Source organism: Pseudomonas psychrophila, assembly GCF_001043005.1.
Lineage (GTDB): Bacteria > Pseudomonadota > Gammaproteobacteria > Pseudomonadales > Pseudomonadaceae > Aquipseudomonas > Aquipseudomonas psychrophila.
The window spans coordinates 390,480-408,264 of record NZ_JYKZ01000001.1 but is presented as its reverse complement, the minus strand read 5'-3'; the positions used below and the strand labels follow the sequence as shown (position 1 = coordinate 408,264).

Genomic DNA, 17,785 nt, shown 5'->3' with positions numbered 1-17,785 from the left:
TCATGGGGTCACCTCCTTGTTTTCGGTGCAGCCGGGATAAATGGTGCAGCTACTGCCATCAGGCATTTTGAAGGTGCTGAAGTCTTTGTAGTTGCCATAGCAAAAGGCATATTGGTCTTCAAAATTTTCGCCCATACAACGTTTCCAGCCACCGGGTACCTTGACCCAGGTATCGCCCATGTAGGGTTCTTCCTCATCAGCCAGCTTGATCTCCAGTTTTACGGTTTTGCCCGGCAACTGATCGAGGGTGTACGCGGCAAACGGACGACCTTTGGTGACATTGCCTTGAGCATCGGTGTTTTTGCAGTCGAGGATTTTTCTTAGAATTCGAGTTTTACCCGAGGTCCGAAATAACCACTGACACTGCCCGGAAAACTGGCTTTCGCCAGCCGCATTGAAAGTGCCCTTGTCGCGAGCGTCGAGATAATCGCGCACCGCGATAAACCCGGAATCACCGCCGGAGTCACCAAAGTCTTTGCCGTATACCCCATTGATCTCAAGGTCTATGCCATTCAGCACCAACTCGCAGCCTTTGCGGGCGCGGTGTATTTCAATCTCTACAGTGGCCTTGTATTCAGCCCACCATTCGCGGTTGAACTGCTGTTTCACATTGTTATACCTGCCCAGGTTGCAAGATTGACCGGGGACTGGCACGTAGGTCACTTTCGCGACATAGGCAAAGCCCGGAGGCATGTCGGCAGTAAGGGTAAAAGTGTCGGACTTTCCTCTGGCTGAGCAGCCGACGGTCAAGGCCAGGCAACTGCCAAGAGTTAAACTCTGAATGACGCATTTCATACGGGGGCATTCCCCTGCCAATACAGCGTCTCCTGATAAACCCGGTCAAAGTGCATCGCCGGGGTTTCGTTTGGCCGGGGTAGCCAGTTTTTGGGTGGGGTGTAATCCGGCGCCTGCAAGCTTTGCGTCAACAAAAAATGAATGCTGTCGGGTTCCTGCCAGCCCCAGGTGTGCGCCAGGTCGAGTTGACCCCGTAGCCAGCTATCAATGTCTTGTTCTCGGGCCAGATCGAGCAGCGTGTCGAGGTACTCGCGGACCAGGTAACGGCGCGTATTGTCGAACTGTATGCCCTTGAAGATTTCTTCCGGTGTAGGGGTATGGCACCAGGCGGGGTCTGTGGGCAGGGGATGAGCACCGGGATCAGGGTTGTCGGTAACAGTCCACTGCTCAGCCTGCCAGTAACACACGCTGGTCATGAGGCCGAGGTACTCTGCACGTTGCTCGGGTTGCAGGTAGGCCAGTGCACGCCCCAGTACGCGGTTATCGTGAAAGCGATAAAGCGCTTGGTTCGGCCGCTCACCGGTCACCAGACGGTTCTGCCAATGGGCGGTCAACGCATCGAGGTCAGCGCTTGCGGCGCTGGCAAGCCAGCCCCAGTGACGGTCCGGTGTCTTGAGCAGGGCCTGAAGGGCCGGATGCTCAACCGCGTCCAACCTGAAGAGGTAGGGGGCAACGTTGGCCAATGAATCAGCAGGTGTTCCCCTGTACAGATTGCGGTAGTGATCGACGCCCAGTTCACTGACCAACCCATTGCGCTCGTCAAGTTGGCCATCTGAATCCAGTACCAGGTAAAGGTGTCGTCCCTGCCGGGTTTGCTCTTGCAACCATTGCTCAAGGGTAATCATGCACGTTCTCCAGTGCTGCATAGTCCATCACGACAGGCCTCGCACAGTGGGCATTTGTCCGCTGCTTTCTGTTTGACGGCGGCCAAGATGGACAGCGGACTCGCGATAATCGATTGCGGTGCGTTGACCAGCGCCTGCGCGGCTTGCAGCGAAGGAACACCCGCCACCGGCGCACCTCCCTGAACAATGTCCACGCTGCTGAAAATGCCGCCTGCGGTAATGAGAATGTGTTGACCACCGGCCTGGAGCGTCAGGCTCATGCCGGCATTGATCACCACATCGGCGGCGGTGACATGGGCGTGTGCCCCCGCCTGAATCACCAGCGTGCCGTCGGCCGTCGTGCTGCTGTTACCGGTGATGCTGATCAGTTCGTTGCCACCGATCACCGTGTTACGCAGGCCTTGGGTGGTGTGCAGTTCGTCACCCTTGATCAGGCTGGAGCTGTTGTTGTCGACTTGTTCAAAACGGTCGTTGCTGATCAGGCTGTGGCTGTCTCGGGTGACCTGTTCGCGGCGGTCATTACCGACTTTAGTGTCGATGTCGTTGAGGATCACCTGCTCCATGTCGCGCTGCGCACGCAGGTAGATCAGTTCCTGCCCGGCCCGGTCTTCAATCGACAGCTCGTTGTAGCCGCCACTCGCGGGCGAGCTGTGGCTGCGCAGGGCTGTTTTGGTTTTGTTCGCGGGCAAGGGGTATGGCACCGGCGTGATCTTGTTGGGTACGCAACCCGTAATCAGCGGGAGGTCGGGGTTGCCCTCCAAATAGGTCACCACCACTTCCATGCCGATACGCGGGATGGTCACCGCACCGAAACCTTCCCCCGCCCAGCTGGATGACACCCGTAGCCAGCAACTGCTCTTGTCGCTGCCCAGCTCAGCGCGATCCCAGTGGAATTCGACCTTGACCCGGCCGTATTCATCGCAAAAAATCTCTTCCCCTACAGGGCCGGTGACTCTGGCCGTCTGACTGACCAATACTGATTGGCGCATGACCAAGGGGGGGCGGTAGAACACGTCCCAAGGAATCGCACTGAAGGTGTTGCGGTAACCCTGGGTGAAGCCGTCTTCGGGGTTAACGTCGTGGGTGATCGTTTCTTCTAGCGCCTGAGGCTGCTTGCCTGTGTGCGTCACGCTGAGCAACAGCCACAAGTCGTTGCACGCTGTGCGGGGGTGTTCGGTCAGGTCGAAGAAGTGACCGCTGCGCAGAGTCGGCTGGTCGCTTTTGCCCTCGGCCAACTGGTAGTCGGTGCGGTGCCGCTCCAAGGCCTGCTGGGCAATCTGTTTGCCGAGCTTTTCATTTTCGATCAACGCCGGGTAACGGTAGTCTTCGAGCGCAGGACTGAACTCGGCAGTGAAGTGGCTTTCCAGCAACAGGCTTGGGCGTTTTAAGTCATAGCCCCGGCGCGTGGTGGTGCTGGTTCGGGTGCTGAAACGCATGGAGAACTGGCTGACGACCGGGTGATCCGCGGCCAGGCCAGAGCCTTGCAGATAGGGCGTGCCCCCCAACTTTGGGAAATAGGTCTGATCGTCGGTGAATACGAGCAGGTGGCCATCTTGGCTGTGTTGGTGGTGCCACGAAATCCCGTCCTCACTGCACAACCTCTGGATGAACTCGAAGTCGTTTTCCCCATATTGAGTGCAGTATTCGCGTTCCGGGCTGGTGTTGACGTGGAAGGTGTACGCATCGGCCTGGATGCCATGGCCTTTAAGGACCTGAGCAACGATCTGCGGCACTGTCAGGTGCTGAAAAATTCGTTGGTTATGGCTGAACTGCAAGTAGTAAAGCGCTGGCACCAAGGTCAACTGATAGCGGGTCAGACGTTTACCGGCCTCGCCCACGAACACCTCTTCGATATGGCCATGAATGCCTTCACCCCTCAGACCAAACTGGAGAAACGCCGGCTGACTGAGCAGGCTCTCCAGATCGAAATCGGGGTACTCGCTGACAAGTTCAACCTGGATCGCATACAGGCTGCTGATGGCTTCGGTGCCCTTAAAGGCCAGCACCTTGAAGTCGTTGCGAACATGGGGGATCACTAACGTGAAATGCGCAGCATTGGCCGACGCGAACATACGCTTGTCCTTAAGCCGATAATGAGGAGTATTGCGATATCTGAGCCTGAGCGAGCTCGAAAACTGCGGTGCAAGCTAGCAGGGCGCCAAACCGATTGATGTAAGACGCTTCCTAAAACAGGAGGGAATTTTCAGTTGTTCAGGGTGTGAGTCGGCGAACGGCAGAGGCAATGAAGGTGACGCTGAAGTGATGGTTCAACTGTCTGGATGCGCTACCCAGAATTATTCAGCAGCGCAAAGCTGCTGATCCGCGGGTGTGGTGTGTCAGTAGTTGTCGTTAAATACACATGAAAAGGCCCCTTTCGGGGCCTTTTCTATGGGTGCTTGTTTTTCCGTCCCTTCCATTTACGGCTGACCCACCAGCGCCAATAAAGCATGGTCAGGCAGTAGGCCAGTGCTCCAAGTACCACTCCGCACACGACTGAGCCCAATAGGAATGGTTGCCACACGGTTGAAAGCTGGCCGCTGATCCATTCCCAGGTCAGCTCATCGGGCAGGGTGCGCGCAGGGACATTCATCAGCCAGGCGCCAATCTTGTAGGTGCAATAAAACACCGGCGGCATGGTGATCGGATTGGTCAGCCATACCAGGCCCACTGAGATCGGCATGTTGGCGCGCACGTTTACGGCCAGAAAGGCCGCGAGCAGCATCTGAAACGGCATGGGGATAAAGGCTGCAAAAATACCCACAGCCATTGCCCGGGCCACGGAGTGACGATTGAGGTGCCAGAGGTTTGGGTCATGCAGCAAGGTGCCCAAAAATCGTAAGGACTTGTGTTCCCTGATCAGGGCCGGATCTGGCATGAAACGTTTGATTAAACGCCGTGGCATGGGCCTCTCCCTAGGTCAAGGGCGCAGTATGACCAAATTCGACAGGATGCCTATTCAGACTTTGTGACAATTTCTTAAGCGAGGGTCCCTGATAACAACTAATCCGAGTCAAAGGGATAAGTTGAGTATAGGCATGTACACAGGGATGTTTGCGTTGGCGACGGGCCTGATGGCACTGCGGTTTTTACCCGCGCTGCCGTCACCGGGGTGGTTGCTGGTGATGTTAATGGCGGCGCTATTGATTTTGGCTATGCGTCTCTGGCCGGTGGGTCTTTTTGTGCTTGGGTTGACTTGGGCGTGTGCACAGGGGCAAAGGGCGCTTGATGATCGCCTGCCAGTCGCACTCGACGGCCGGACGCTTTGGGTCGAAGGGCGGGTCATCGGATTGCCGCAGCAGACGGAAACTTCCGTGCGGTTTGAGTTGCAGGGTGCCCGCTCGCGCCACGGCGCGTTGCCTGCCACCATCAGGTTGAGCTGGTATGGCGGATTGCCCGTCAACAGTGGCGAACATTGGCGACTGGCGGTCACGCTCAAACGTCCCAAGGGGTTGCTCAACCCTCAGTCGTTTGACTATCAGGCCTGGCTGCTGGCGCAACGCATTGGCGCTACGGGCGTGGTCAAGGAGGGTCAGTTACTGGCTGCGGCCAGCCATGCCTGGCGTGATGGTTTGCGTCAGCGTTTGTTGCACATCGATGGCAATGGTCGGGAGTCGTGGCTGGCAGCGCTGGTCATGGGCGACGGTTCGGGCTTGAACCGTGATGACTGGACGCTGCTACAAGCAACTGGAACCGTACACCTGCTGGTTATTTCGGGCCAGCACATAGGGTTGTTTGCCGGATTGATCTACGGGCTGGTCGCGTTGCTGGCGCGTTATGGCCTGTGGCCGGGCTATTTGCCGTGGCTGCCCTGGGCCTGTGGCCTGGCGTTTGCGGGGGCTACGGGTTACGGCATGCTCGCCGGCTTTGAAGTGCCGGTGCAGCGCGCGTGCGTGATGCTGGGGCTGGTGTTGATCTGGCGTTTGCGGTTTCGTCATCTGGGCGTGTGGCTGCCATTTTTGCTGGCGCTCAATGCGGTGCTGATTGTGGAGCCACTGGCGAGTTTGATGCCGGGGTTCTGGTTGTCATTCAGTGCTGTGGCGGTGCTGATTTATACCTTCAGCGGGCGGCTGGGGGCTTGGGATTGGAGGGGTGTCTGGCTGCGCCCCCATGGACTGATAGCCCTGGGCTTGTTTCCGATGCTGTGGATTCTCGGTCTGCCCATCAGCCTGACCGGCCCGCTGGCCAATTTGATTGCCGTGCCCTGGATCAGCCTTTTGGTGCTGCCGACGGCATTGCTGGGAACGTTGATGCTGCCGGTGCCCTGGCTTGGTGAAAGCCTGTTGTGGTTATCGGGTGGCTTGCTCGACTTGTTGATCAACGGGTTGGCCCTGCTGGCTGATGTTGTCACGCCCTGGTTGCCCGCAGTCGTGCCGATCTACATTTGGCTGTTGAGTGCTCTGGGGGCGCTGATCCTGTTGCTCCCGGCCGGGGTAGCCCTCAGGCCGTTGGGGTGGCCGCTGGTGCTGTTGGCCGTTTTTACGCCTCGCGAGCACATCCCTCACGGTGAGGTCGAGGTCTTGCAGCTGGATGTCGGGCAGGGGCTGGCAATTGTCTTGCGGACCCGTAATCACACCCTTTTGTATGACGCAGGCCCCAAAGTCCGAGATTTTGACCAGGGAGAGCGGGTGGTGGTGCCGGTGTTGCGTTCGTTGGGGGTGGGCGAGCTGGATGTGATGCTGCTGAGCCATGCTGATTCAGATCATGCGGGAGGAGCGCTGGCGGTTCAGCGATCGATGAACGTGGCACGGGTGCTCGGTGGTGATGTGTCGGGGTTGCCAAAGCAGTTGCGGGCGCAGCCGTGTGCCAACGGGGAGAGCTGGGTGTGGGACGGCGTGAGGTTTTCACTCTGGCAGTGGCCAGGCGCGAGCGATAGCAATCAGAAGTCTTGTGTCCTGCAGGTGCAAGCACGCGACGAACGGTTACTGCTGACGGGGGATATTGACGCCCATGCAGAGCGAGCGTTGCTGCGCAGTCCGCTGGCCGTGCCGACCCGCTGGTTGCAATCTCCCCACCACGGCAGCAAGACCTCGTCGTCAATGGCTTTTCTCAAGGCGCTGGTGCCTGAAAGGGTGCTGGTTTCCCGGGGGCACGGTAACAATTTTGGTCACCCGCATCCGCAAGTGATGTCCCGTTATCAAGCGTTGGGGGTGCAGGTATGGGACAGCGCCGAGCAAGGAGCTGTGTGGTTTCGTTTGGGGGCGTCCGGCAAGGTTCAGAGCATGGCCGGCCAACGCCGGTTCTGGCGCGATGGATGATACGTGTCTGGGGGTGGCTTGCTGGCGATTCAGGCGGCGCGATTTGTCTGGTGCGCGGTGTTGATACCTTGAGGAGCGTGCCCGCTCCCGCACGTCGGCCCCTAAGGTTCAGGGCAATCCTGTGGTAGAGTGGCGCACTTTTTCGAGGGGATTGTCACTGTGTGGGAACTGGTCAAATCAGGTGGCTGGATGATGCTGCCGATCATTCTGAGCTCTGTTGCCGCGCTGGGCATTATTGTTGAGCGTCTGTGGACCCTGCGTGCCAGTCGCGTAACCCCGGAACATCTGCTCGGACAGGTCTGGGTCTGGATCAAAGACAAGCAGATGGACAAGGAAAAACTCAAATTACTGCGCGCCGACTCGCCGCTGGGTGAGATTTTGGCAGCGGGTCTGGCCAACTCAAAACATGGTCGCGAGATCATGAAAGAGTGTATCGAAGAGGCCGCTGCCCGGGTGATCCACGAACTTGAGCGTTATCTCAATGCGCTGGGTACGATTGCTGCAATGGCGCCGCTGCTGGGCTTGCTGGGCACCGTACTGGGCATGATCGATATTTTCAGCTCGTTCATGGGGTCGGGCATGACCACCAATGCTGCCGTGCTGGCGGGCGGTATTTCCAAGGCGTTGATCACCACTGCCGCCGGTCTGATGGTGGGTATCCCTGCAGTCTTCTTCCATCGCTTCCTGCAACGCCGTGTCGACGAGCTGGTGGTCGGGATGGAACAAGAGGCGATCAAGCTGGTTGAGGTGATACAAGGCGACCGTGAAGTCGATGTGGTCGGGAGCAAAGCGTGAAATTTCGCCGCAAGCCACGGGAAACGGTTGATATCAACCTCGCGTCATTGATTGACGTTGTGTTTATCCTGCTTCTGTTTTTTGTCGTGACTACTACGTTTACCCGCGAAACCCAGCTGCGCGTCGATCTGCCGGAGGCCGTCAGCGGCTCGCCCAGCGAGGATCAAAGCACCAAGCATCTGGACATCGCCATCAGCGCGGACGGTGTTTTTTCGGTGAACGACCAGTTGTTGCCGAAGAATGATCTGGCGAGCCTGATGGAGGCTCTGCAGAAAGAGTCCGGCGGCGATACCCAATTGCCACTGTCGATCAGTGCCGATGGCAAAACCCAACACCAGGCGGTCATCACCGCAATGGATGCGGCCGGTAAACTCGGCTTCAGTCATTTGCGCATGACCACTGTCGAGGCGCAGGCGACTCCCTGATGGCCATGTCCGATCGTTTGTTGCGCGCCTGGTATGCCGGGCATCCGCTGCTGACCCTGCTGCGCCCGCTGGAATGTCTTTACCGTCGAGTGGTTGAGCGCAAGAGAGCGCGTTTTGTGGCAGGAGAGGGCGAAATCTATCGTCCTCCCGTTCCGCTGATCGTTGTGGGCAATATCACTGTGGGCGGCACCGGAAAAACGCCTTTGATCCTCTGGCTGATCGAACATTGCCAGCATCATGGGCTGCGGGTCGGAGTGGTCAGTCGCGGTTATGGGGCTACGCCACCTCAGTTTCCGTGGCGCGTGAGCGCTGAACAAAGTGCCGCGCAGGCAGGTGATGAGCCTTTACTGATCGTGCAGCGCACCGGCGTACCTCTAATGATCGATCCGGATCGCAGCCGTGCGGTCAAGGCCTTGCTGGCCAGCGAGCAGTTGGACCTGATTCTGTCCGATGACGGTTTGCAGCATTACCGTCTGGCGCGCGATCTGGAATTGGTTTTGATCGACAATGCCAGGGGCCTGGGTAACGGCCGCTGCCTGCCTGCGGGGCCGCTGCGTGAACCGGTCGAGCGTCTGCAGGATGTGGACGCGGTGTTGTACAACGGCGCTTCCAGCGACCCCGGCGGCGGTTATGCCTTCAGGTTGCAGCCCACTGCACTGGTCAATCTGATCAGCGGTGAACGTCAGGCGCTGGACTATTTTCCTGCTGAACAAGTGCTGCATGCGGTAGCCGGGATCGGCAACCCGCAGCGTTTCTTCACTACCCTTGAAACGCTACACTGGCGGCCAATTGCCCATGCTTTTGCCGATCACGCGCCCTATAGCGCCGAGGTGCTGAATTTTACGCCGCCCTTACCCGTGGTCATGACTGAAAAGGACGCGGTGAAGTGCCGTGACTTTGCGTCACCCGACTGGTGGTATCTGGCCGTGGACGCAGTACCCTCAGAAGCTTTTGTGCTGTGGTTTGATCAACAGTTGCTGGGTCTTTTGCCCGATCGTCTTTTGACTTGATCCATCTTTATCCAGGGGAACCCTAATGGACACCAAATTGCTCGATATCCTTGCTTGCCCTGTTTGCAAAGGCCCGCTCAAGCTCAGTGCCGACAAGACCGAGCTGATCAGCAAGGGCGCAGGTCTGGCTTACCCGATCCGTGATGGCATTCCAGTGATGCTGGAAACCGAAGCCCGTACCCTTTCAGCTGATGAGCGTCTGGATAAATGATTCCGGTTTTTACAGTCGTAATTCCGTCGCGCTTTGCCTCGACCCGTTTGCCAGGCAAGCCGCTGCAGATGATTGCTGGTAAGCCGATGGTCCAGCACGTCTGGGAGCAGGCCTGTAAAAGCAGCGCGCAACGTGTGGTGGTTGCCACTGACGATGCGCGCATTGTCGACGCCTGCAAGGCGTTCGGCGCCGAGGTGCTGCTGACACGTACCGACCATGAGTCCGGCACCGACCGTCTGGCTGAAGTCGCCACGCAATTGGGGTTGGCCAGCGACGCTATCGTGGTCAATGTTCAGGGCGACGAACCCATGATCCCGCCGCAAGTGATCGATCAGGTTGCTGTCAACCTGGCTACCCACACTGAAGCGAGCATGGCGACCCTGGCCGAGCCGATCGATGATGTCGAGACGCTTTTCAATCCCAATGTGGTCAAGGTCGTCAGTGACATCAACGGGTTGGCGCTGACCTTCAGCCGGGCCACGTTGCCGTGGGCACGGGATGACTTCGCGCATCAGCCGGACAAATTGCCCGTTGGCGTACCCTATCGTCGACACATTGGCATCTACGCCTATCGTGCAGGCTTCCTGCATGACTTCGTCAGCTGGGGCCCTTGCTGGCTTGAGAACACCGAGCGCCTTGAGCAGTTACGGGCACTCTGGCATGGCGTACGCATTCACGTGGCGGATGTGCTTGAGGCCCCGCCGGCCGGTGTTGATACCGTAGAAGACCTTGAACGCGTTCGGCGTTTGCTGGAGTCATGAGTTTGGACCTGCAGGTCAATGCGTCGCTTAAGCCCTTCAACAGTTTTGGCGTTGATGTGAAGGCGAGCCTGTTTGCTCAAGCCCACAGCGATGCCGATGTGCGTGAGGCGTTGTTGTGTGCGGTTGAGCACCAGCTGCCGTTGCTGGTCATTGGTGGTGGCAGTAATTTGCTGCTGACCGGTGATGTTTCGGCGCTGGTTCTGCGCATGGCCAGTCGCGGCATTCGTTTGCTGGAGGATGACGGCGACAGGGTTATTGTCGAGGCCGAGGCGGGGGAGGTATGGCATGCCTTTGTGCTGTGGACCCTGGAGCAGGGGTTGTCGGGGCTCGAAAACCTCAGCTTGATCCCGGGCACCGTAGGAGCCGCGCCGATGCAAAACATTGGCGCATACGGTATTGAAATCAAGGATGTATTCGTAGGGCTTACGGCGCTTGATCGGCAAACCGGTGAGTTGCGTGAGTTCAGCCTTGCAGAGTGCAACTTCGCTTATCGCGACAGCCTCTTCAAGCAACAGGCCGGACGTTGGTTGATTTTGCGGGTGCGGTTTGCCCTGAGTCGCGCCACGCGCCTGCACCTGGAATACGGCCCTGTGCGTCAGCGCCTTGCCGAGCAGGGGATTGAACAGCCTACGGCCAGCGATGTAAGTCGGGCGATCAGCAGTATTCGCAGCGAAAAACTGCCCGATCCTGCGGTACTGGGCAATGCCGGCAGCTTTTTCAAAAACCCGTTGGTCTCGGCTGCCCAGGCTGATGAGTTGAAACTGGCTCATCCTGGGCTTATTGGCTATCCGCAAGCGGATGGGCAGGTAAAGCTGGCAGCGGGCTGGTTGATTGAAGCGGCGGGTTGGAAAGGCTTTCGAGAGGCCGACGCAGGCGTGCACCGTTTGCAATCGCTGGTGCTGGTCAATCATGGCTCGGCCACCGGCCTGGAGTTATTGGCATTGGCGCAGCGCATTCAAGCCGATATCCAGCAGCGTTTTGCCGTGCAGCTGGAGATGGAGCCCAACGTTTACTGACAGATCAGCCGGCTGTTGAGCCCCATAAAAAAAGCCCCGCCAGTTCAGAACTGGCGGGGCTTTTTAGTGGCCTTTGGAATTAGGCGAGAGGTTTAGACTCGTGTTCCTGTTCCTGGGCTGCGGTTTCACTTGCAGGTGCATGGGCGGCGGCAGCAGCGGCGGCTGCAGCCTCTTCACGCTTGCGACGACGTACTTCGCGCGGGTCGTTAGGTGCACGGCCATTGCTTGGAGCGCTGACTGCAGGAGCTGCAACCACGACTTCAACCACTTCAGTCGCCACAACGACTTCAGCTTCAGCTGGAGTCGGTTGAGCGGTGACTACGGTCTCGACTACAGCTTCAACCGCCACCACTTCAGGAGCGGCAGGTTGTGCTGCAGGAGTGGTTTCAACTGCGGCAGGCTCGGCAATTGGCTCGCGTACAACGCGGACTTCCTTGGTAGGCTCCGGTGCTTTTTCGAAAGCTGGCGCCTCGAAAGCTGGAGTCTCAACGACCGGAGTTTGCGCGACGGCTTCGATGACTGGCTCTGGAGCTGCTACAACCGGCTCGGCGACAACCTGGACTTCAGGGTGGGCTTCTTGTACCGGTGCAACTTCAACTTCAGGTGCCTTGATCGCTTCGATCGGCGTTACTGCTTCGACAGCCGGTGCTTCTACAACCGAAGTTTCAACAACAGTTGCTTCTACAGCTGCGGTTGCTTCAGCAGCGGGTGCTTGAGTCGCAGGTGCTTCTACAACAGCTACTTCCTGCGCAGCTTCAGCGGCAACTACGGTTTCAGCCGGGGCTGATTCCTGAGTTGCTTCAGTCGCACGCTCTGCTTGTTGGTGAGCCTGAGCTTCAGCAGGAGCACTGATTACCGAGCTGGCTACTGCTTCTGTCACGGCCAGGCCGGCAGCGATTTCAAGGGTGGTTGCAGGAGCGTTTTGGGCGTTGCCTTCTTCGCTGTTCTCTTCCGAGCCCTCAATCACGTTGCCGTTGGCATCGCGTTGACGTTCACGACGATTGCTGCGACGACGCTGACCACGGGAGCGGCGACGTGGACGATCGCCTTCGGCGTTGTCCTGTGTCTCGTCCTGGGATTGCTCTTCGCTGGACAGCACTTCTTCGTCTTCAGCAGCAGCTGCTACGTGCTCTTCGCGTGGAGCGCGCTCTTCACGAGGGGCGCGAGGCTGGCGTTCTTCACGAGGCGGGCGGGCCGGACGTTCTTCGGTTACGGCTGCGGCTGCAGCAGCAACAGCAGGCGCTGCGTCCAGAGGCTCGCGCAGTTCGCGTACGCGCTCTTCACGGCCTTCGCCACGAGGTTTGCGGTCTTCGCGAGGTGCGCGTGGAGCACGTTCTTCACGAGGTGGACGCGGTGCACGTTCTTCGCGAGGTGCTTGAGCAACAACCGGTGTTTCTTCGCGAGTTGTACGCTCTTCACGCGGCTCACGGGCAGCACGCTCTTCACGTGGTGCGCGTTCTTCGCGAGGTTTGCGTTCTTCATCGCGACGACCGTTGCGGTTGCGGCTTTGCTGGCGGCCGTTGCGACGCTCTTCGTTGCGTGCAGGTCGCTCAGGGGTTGCCGGCTTCTCAACCACGGTCGGAGCAACAGGCTCTTCCTTGGAGGCGAACAGGCTTACCAGCGACTTGACCAGGCCTTTGAACAGGCTTGGCTCGGAGATGGTGGCGGCGGGTGCAGGTGCAGTCGGCGCTGCGACGGCTTCGGTAGGAACCGGTGCCGAGGTGCGTGGCGGTGCAGTTTTAACGGCGGCTTCCTGGCGAACCAGAGTGCGGGTGGCAGCAGCAGGCTGGACTTCTTCCACTTCGGCAGCAGCGGCAGCAATTTCATAGCTGGACTGGTTGGTGTGGGCTTCCGGGCTGTCATCACGCAGGCGCTGAACTTCGAAGTGCGGCGTCTCAAGGTGGTCGTTCGGCAGAATGACGATGCGAGCACGGGTGCGCAGTTCGATCTTGGTGATCGAGTTGCGTTTTTCGTTGAGCAGGAATGCAGCAACCGGGATTGGCACCTGGGCACGTACTTCGGCAGTACGGTCTTTCAGGGCTTCTTCTTCGATCAGGCGCAGGATGGCCAGCGACAGCGACTCAACATCGCGGATGATGCCGGTGCCGTTACAGCGTGGGCAAACGATGCCGCTGCTTTCGCCCAGGGATGGACGCAGACGCTGACGGGACATTTCCAGCAGGCCGAAGCGCGAGATACGGCCGACTTGTACGCGGGCACGGTCTGCTTCCAGGCATTCGCGGACTTTTTCTTCCACGGCGCGCTGGTTTTTGGCAGGGGTCATGTCGATGAAGTCGATGACGATCAGGCCGCCGATGTCGCGCAAGCGCAACTGACGGGCGATTTCTTCAGCCGCTTCAAGGTTGGTTTGCAGTGCGGTTTCTTCGATATCGCTGCCTTTAGTGGCGCGGGCCGAGTTGATGTCGATGGACACCAGGGCTTCGGTCGGGTCGATAACGATGGAGCCGCCGGAAGGCAGTTCAACGACGCGCTGGAAGGCGGTCTCGATCTGGCTTTCGATCTGGAAACGATTGAACAGCGGAACGCTGTCTTCGTAGAGTTTGATTTTGCTGGCGTACTGCGGCATCACCTGGCGGATGAAGGTCAGTGCTTCGTCCTGGGCTTCAACGCTGTCGATCAGTACTTCGCCGATGTCCTGGCGCAGGTAATCGCGGATAGCGCGGATGATCACGTTGCTTTCCTGGTAGATCAGGAATGGCGCGGAGCGATCCAGTGAGGCTTCTTTAATGGCGGTCCACAGTTGCAGCAGGTAGTCGAGGTCCCACTGCATTTCTTCGCTGCTGCGGCCCAGGCCTGCAGTGCGAACGATCAGGCCCATGTCAGCAGGGGCGATCAGGCCGTTCAGCGCTTCGCGAAGTTCGTTGCGCTCTTCACCTTCAATGCGACGGGAGATGCCGCCGGCACGCGGGTTGTTCGGCATCAGCACCAGGTAACGACCGGCGAGGCTGATGAAGGTGGTCAGGGCTGCGCCCTTGTTGCCACGTTCTTCTTTCTCGACCTGGACGATAACTTCCTGGCCTTCGCTCAGGACGTCCTTGATGTTTACGCGGCCTTCAGGAGCCTTCTTGAAGTACTCGCGGGAGATTTCTTTGAGGGGCAGGAAGCCGTGGCGCTCGGAGCCGAAATCGACAAAGGCAGCCTCAAGGCTTGGTTCAATGCGAGTAATACGGCCTTTGTAGATGTTGGCTTTCTTCTGCTCGCGTGCGCCCGACTCGATGTCCAGGTCGTAGAGGCGTTGGCCATCTACCAGTGCAACGCGCAACTCTTCAGGTTGAGTTGCGTTAATCAGCATTCTTTTCATGTTGTACCGTCGGTTTCCGGGCTACCGGAAACGGCGTTCGGCACACACGACTTCTCACGGTCGGTGTCAGGTGCGTCAGGAGTTGTTGGCCACTCCTGTGTACAGCGAGGTTCGAACCTTGGGGTCGAAGTCGCGACTTACGCTTCCTGCTTGCTGTGGTGCTAAAGCACCTCTTAAGCAAAAGTCTGGTCAGGAGGAGGAATCAACCGGCGGCTGTGGACGAGATGAAGCGTCTTGATAAAGCCTATTGCTACACAGTCCGGCGGTTGTGCGTCTCCACCCTACACGTATCCCTGATAATTCGGGTGCTGCCGCGCGCAGAATCCGCAGCGGGTTGGCATTTACCGTGTTCTCCAAAAGGGGAGTTCACGCATCATGGCTAATAAAGGCAATGTTTCTGAAGCTTTCGCCCGAAATTCCCGAAGCTGACTGCACTTTGTGAACTGGCCGTGAATATCGGCGTAGAAGGGGAGTTTGCACTCTGCTTTCCAGGCTCGCTTCAGGCCTCATGTCACCTGCGCTTGTTACAACTCCAAGTCTTGCGTGTGTTGCGAAAGCCCCGTGGGACGGCCTCGCGTCCTTGTTAAGAGCGTTGGTCAGGGCCGGTGGTACACCGTTAATCCTCTGTCCAGGCCGCTTTTGGCGGCGTTCGCGACTATAGCAGCAATGATTAAGTGCTTCAATTCCATAAAAAATTGTTATCATCGGCGCCATGACGACGACTACCCCCCCGACCCCCAGCGTCCAGCTGCTTGAGGTCTCGCCGGAATATGCCGGCCAACGCATCGACAATTTCCTGCTTGCTCGACTCAAGGGTGTTCCCAAGACCTTGATTTACCGCATTTTGCGTAAAGGCGAAGTGCGCGTGAACAAGGGCCGGATCAAACCTGAGTACAAGCTGCAGGCGGGCGATATCGTGCGCGTGCCGCCGGTGCGCGTGCCTGAGCGCGACGAGCCGGTGCCTGTGGCGCAAGGCTTGCTGCTGCGCCTTGAGGCGGCGATTGTCTATGAAGATAAGGCGCTGATTGTATTGAACAAGCCAGCAGGTATCGCCGTGCACGGCGGCAGCGGCCTGACGTTTGGTGTGATTGAAGCCTTTCGTCAGATGCGACCTGACGTCAAGGAACTGGAGTTGGTACACCGTCTGGACCGTGACACGTCCGGCCTGTTGATGATTGCCAAAAAACGCAGCATGTTGCGCCATTTGCACGAAGCGCTACGTGGCGACGGTATCGACAAGCGTTATATGGCATTGGTGCGTGGCAACTGGGCGGCTTCGATCAAGCAGGTGCGTGCGCCACTGATGAAGAGCAATCTGCGTTCGGGTGAGCGCATGGTTGAAGTCAACGAAGAAGGTAAAGAATCGGTCACGGTCTTCAAGGTGCTGCGCCGCTTCGGTGATTTTGCAACCATGGTAGAGGCGCGCCCGATCACCGGCCGTACTCACCAGATTCGCGTGCATACCCTGCATGCCGGACATTGCATTGCCGGTGATACCAAATACGGCGATGAGGGCTTCTCCAAGGAGATCCGTGACTTGGGTGGCAAGCGGCTGTTTCTGCATGCCTACATGTTGACGGTGCCTATGCCCGATGGCGGTGAGATGAAATTCCAGGCTCCGGTAGATGAAATGTGGGCCAAGACCGTGGAGCGACTGAGTGTCCCCTACTGATTACAAGCTGCTGATTTTTGACTGGGATGGCACGCTGGCCGACTCCATTGGTCGTATTGTCAGTGCGATGCAGGTTGCGGCGCAGCGGGCGGGTCGCCCTGAGCGCGATGCGCCTGCAGTCAGAGGGATTATCGGCTTGGGCCTGCCTGAGGCGATTCTGACGCTGTATCCCGACATGACGCCAAGGCAGGTGATTGCCTTCCGTCAGCACTATGCGGATGTCTATATCGCCATGGATGCTGAGCCTTCGCCGCTGTTCGCAGGGGTCAAGGAGTCGCTTGAAGCATTCCGTGCGCAGGGCTATCGCCTCGCGGTTGCCACGGGCAAGGCGCGTCGCGGGCTTGATCGCGTGCTCAAGGCTCACGGATGGGAGGATTTTTTCGACATCACCCGTGCGGCAGACGAGACTGCAAGCAAGCCTGATCCCTTGATGCTCAATCAGATTCTGGCTCATTGTGATGTGCTTCCGGGTCAGGCGTTGATGGTGGGGGATGCTTCCTTTGATTTGTTGATGGCACGCAACGCGGGCATCGACTCTGTCGCGGTAGGCTATGGTGCTCAGTCAATGGAGCGCTTGCTGACGTTCGAGCCCCGGTTGGCGATTGACAGTTTTCCCGAGTTGCGCGCCTGGCTGGGTCGTCAGGTTAATTAAAGTCTTTGCTGGGGTAGTGCATGGTTGATCAATGGAAAGCGCCCTCTGCGGCTGAATCGACTGTCGGTGATGCGAAAAGCTGGCAGCTGCTGGAAAAAACCTTGTTGGCGGGTATCCAGGAGCAGCGCCGTTCGCGTCGCTGGGGTATTTTCTTCAAGGTCCTCACGTTCTGTTATTTAGTGACGGTCCTGTTGCTGTTCACTCCGTTGCTGGACATGGAGCGTGCTGCTGTCGGCGGCTCGGGTTATACCGCGCTGATTGATGTGCGTGGCCCGATTGCTGATAAAGAGCAGGCCAGTGCCGATAATCTGGTCACCAGTCTGCAGGCTGCGTTCGAGGATCCAAGGGTCAAGGGTGTGGTGTTGCGCATCAACAGCCCCGGCGGGAGTCCTGTGCAGTCGGGTTATGTCTACGATGAAATTCGTCGTTTGCGCGGCCTGCATCCTGACACCAAGGTGTATGCGGTGATCTCCGATCTGGGTGCTTCCGGCGCTTATTACATCGCCAGCGCTGCTGACGAAATATACGCCGACAAGGCCAGTCTCGTCGGGTCGATTGGTGTGACCGCGGCAGGCTTTGGCTTTGTCGGAACGATGGAGAAGCTGGGGGTTCAGCGTCGTGCTTACACCTCGGGTGATCACAAGGCATTTCTGGATCCGTTTGAGCCAGAAAAGCCGGACGAAACCAAGTTCTGGCAGGGCGTTCTGAATGTGACTCACCAGCAGTTCATTGATAGCGTCAAGAAGGGCCGTGGTGATCGCCTGAAAGACAAGGAACATCCGGAGTTGTTCTCGGGGCTGGTCTGGACCGGTCAGCAGGCGTTGCCGCTGGGGCTGATTGACGGGCTGGGCAATACCAGTTCGGTTGCTCGCGATGTGATCGGTGCCAAGGATCTGGTGGATTTTACTGTTCAGGAATCTACTTTCGATCGATTCTCGAATAAGCTCGGTGCCAGCGTGGCTGAGCAATTGGCGATGTGGATGGGCTTCCAGGGGCCGACGCTGCGCTGATTGTCTTGTGCTTCAG

Annotated in this window: 15 protein-coding genes; 10 read left to right on the top strand and 5 right to left on the bottom strand. The window is 58.3% G+C overall.

Annotation, left to right across the window (positions count from 1 at the left end):
- The 4 genes from TU76_RS01905 to TU76_RS01890 form a co-directional block, all read right to left on the bottom strand.
- The gene (locus TU76_RS01905) at positions 1-795 is read right to left on the bottom strand and encodes a hypothetical protein (protein WP_048350952.1); all 795 of its coding nucleotides are present in this window, start codon (positions 793-795) and stop codon (positions 1-3) included.
- The gene (locus tag TU76_RS01900; RefSeq protein ID WP_048350951.1) at positions 792-1,640 is read right to left on the bottom strand and encodes a DUF4123 domain-containing protein; all 849 of its coding nucleotides are present in this window, start codon (positions 1,638-1,640) and stop codon (positions 792-794) included. The genes TU76_RS01905 and TU76_RS01900 overlap by 4 nt, the downstream gene beginning before the upstream one ends.
- Positions 1,637-3,712 (bottom strand): type VI secretion system Vgr family protein, encoded by a 2,076-nt coding sequence (locus TU76_RS01895; protein ID WP_048350950.1) that lies wholly within the window; start codon positions 3,710-3,712, stop codon positions 1,637-1,639. The genes TU76_RS01900 and TU76_RS01895 overlap by 4 nt, the downstream gene beginning before the upstream one ends.
- Before the next feature lie 314 nt (positions 3,713-4,026).
- The gene (locus TU76_RS01890; protein ID WP_019827916.1) at positions 4,027-4,542 is read right to left on the bottom strand and encodes a DUF2062 domain-containing protein; all 516 of its coding nucleotides are present in this window, start codon (positions 4,540-4,542) and stop codon (positions 4,027-4,029) included.
- 133 nt (positions 4,543-4,675) lie between these two features.
- Between TU76_RS01890 and TU76_RS01885 the strand changes: the two genes are divergently transcribed.
- The 7 genes from TU76_RS01885 (at position 4,676) to murB (ending at position 11,113) form a co-directional block, all read left to right on the top strand.
- Positions 4,676-6,895: a DNA internalization-related competence protein ComEC/Rec2 gene (locus tag TU76_RS01885; protein ID WP_048350949.1), complete on the top strand. Its 2,220-nt coding sequence runs from the start codon at positions 4,676-4,678 to the stop codon at positions 6,893-6,895.
- A 159-nt stretch (positions 6,896-7,054) separates the two neighbouring features.
- Entirely contained in the window at positions 7,055-7,690 is a 636-nt protein-coding gene (locus TU76_RS01880; protein ID WP_019827919.1) for a MotA/TolQ/ExbB proton channel family protein, read from the top strand.
- Positions 7,687-8,115: an ExbD/TolR family protein gene (locus TU76_RS01875; RefSeq protein WP_019827920.1), complete on the top strand. Its 429-nt coding sequence runs from the start codon at positions 7,687-7,689 to the stop codon at positions 8,113-8,115. Before TU76_RS01880 ends, TU76_RS01875 begins: the two co-directional genes overlap by 4 nt.
- Positions 8,115-9,125 (top strand): tetraacyldisaccharide 4'-kinase, encoded by a 1,011-nt coding sequence (gene lpxK, locus TU76_RS01870; RefSeq protein WP_048350948.1) that lies wholly within the window; start codon positions 8,115-8,117, stop codon positions 9,123-9,125. The genes TU76_RS01875 and lpxK overlap by 1 nt, the downstream gene beginning before the upstream one ends.
- Positions 9,126-9,150: 25 nt before the next feature.
- Positions 9,151-9,336 carry a Trm112 family protein gene (locus TU76_RS01865; protein WP_019827923.1) on the top strand — a complete coding sequence of 62 codons (186 nt, stop codon included), beginning with the start codon at positions 9,151-9,153 and terminating at the stop codon, positions 9,334-9,336.
- On the top strand, positions 9,333-10,097 hold the full coding sequence (gene kdsB / locus TU76_RS01860) for a 3-deoxy-manno-octulosonate cytidylyltransferase (RefSeq protein WP_046809896.1): 765 nt from the start codon (positions 9,333-9,335) through the stop codon (positions 10,095-10,097). Before TU76_RS01865 ends, kdsB begins: the two co-directional genes overlap by 4 nt.
- Positions 10,094-11,113, top strand: coding sequence for a UDP-N-acetylmuramate dehydrogenase (gene murB, locus TU76_RS01855; RefSeq protein WP_019827925.1), 1,020 nt, complete (start codon positions 10,094-10,096; stop codon positions 11,111-11,113). Before kdsB ends, murB begins: the two co-directional genes overlap by 4 nt.
- A gap of 79 nt (positions 11,114-11,192) precedes the next feature.
- On the opposite strand, the gene rne is transcribed toward murB, so the two are convergent.
- Positions 11,193-14,426: a ribonuclease E gene (gene rne / locus TU76_RS01850; RefSeq protein ID WP_046809898.1), complete on the bottom strand. Its 3,234-nt coding sequence runs from the start codon at positions 14,424-14,426 to the stop codon at positions 11,193-11,195.
- A gap of 721 nt (positions 14,427-15,147) precedes the next feature.
- Between rne and rluC the strand changes: the two genes are divergently transcribed.
- From rluC to TU76_RS01835, 3 genes are read left to right on the top strand one after another with little or no spacing between them, the layout of a single operon-like run.
- A complete protein-coding gene (rluC, locus tag TU76_RS01845) occupies positions 15,148-16,107 on the top strand; it encodes a 23S rRNA pseudouridine(955/2504/2580) synthase RluC (protein WP_019827927.1) in 960 nt (319 codons plus the stop codon).
- Complete coding sequence (locus TU76_RS01840; RefSeq protein WP_048350947.1) at positions 16,094-16,759, top strand: HAD-IA family hydrolase; 666 nt, start codon at positions 16,094-16,096, stop codon at positions 16,757-16,759. Before rluC ends, TU76_RS01840 begins: the two co-directional genes overlap by 14 nt.
- A gap of 20 nt (positions 16,760-16,779) precedes the next feature.
- A complete protein-coding gene (locus TU76_RS01835) occupies positions 16,780-17,769 on the top strand; it encodes a S49 family peptidase (protein WP_048350946.1) in 990 nt (329 codons plus the stop codon).
- The last annotated feature ends 16 nt before the right edge of the window (positions 17,770-17,785 follow it).

Excerpts from the sequence above, each read along its gene's own strand:
- TU76_RS01905 (WP_048350952.1), bottom strand. The coding sequence starts at position 795 with ATGAAATGCGTCATTCAGAGTTTAACTCTTGGCAGTTGCCTGGCCTTG.
- TU76_RS01900 (WP_048350951.1), bottom strand. The coding sequence starts at position 1,640 with ATGATTACCCTTGAGCAATGGTTGCAAGAGCAAACCCGGCAGGGACGA.
- TU76_RS01895 (WP_048350950.1), bottom strand. The coding sequence starts at position 3,712 with ATGTTCGCGTCGGCCAATGCTGCGCATTTCACGTTAGTGATCCCCCAT.
- TU76_RS01890 (WP_019827916.1), bottom strand. The coding sequence starts at position 4,542 with ATGCCACGGCGTTTAATCAAACGTTTCATGCCAGATCCGGCCCTGATC.
- TU76_RS01885 (WP_048350949.1), top strand. The coding sequence starts at position 4,676 with ATGTACACAGGGATGTTTGCGTTGGCGACGGGCCTGATGGCACTGCGG.
- lpxK (WP_048350948.1), top strand. The coding sequence starts at position 8,115 with ATGGCCATGTCCGATCGTTTGTTGCGCGCCTGGTATGCCGGGCATCCG.
- TU76_RS01865 (WP_019827923.1), top strand. The coding sequence starts at position 9,151 with ATGGACACCAAATTGCTCGATATCCTTGCTTGCCCTGTTTGCAAAGGC.
- kdsB (WP_046809896.1), top strand. The coding sequence starts at position 9,333 with ATGATTCCGGTTTTTACAGTCGTAATTCCGTCGCGCTTTGCCTCGACC.
- murB (WP_019827925.1), top strand. The coding sequence starts at position 10,094 with ATGAGTTTGGACCTGCAGGTCAATGCGTCGCTTAAGCCCTTCAACAGT.
- rne (WP_046809898.1), bottom strand. The coding sequence starts at position 14,426 with ATGCTGATTAACGCAACTCAACCTGAAGAGTTGCGCGTTGCACTGGTA.
- rluC (WP_019827927.1), top strand. The coding sequence starts at position 15,148 with ATGACGACGACTACCCCCCCGACCCCCAGCGTCCAGCTGCTTGAGGTC.
- TU76_RS01835 (WP_048350946.1), top strand. The coding sequence starts at position 16,780 with ATGGTTGATCAATGGAAAGCGCCCTCTGCGGCTGAATCGACTGTCGGT.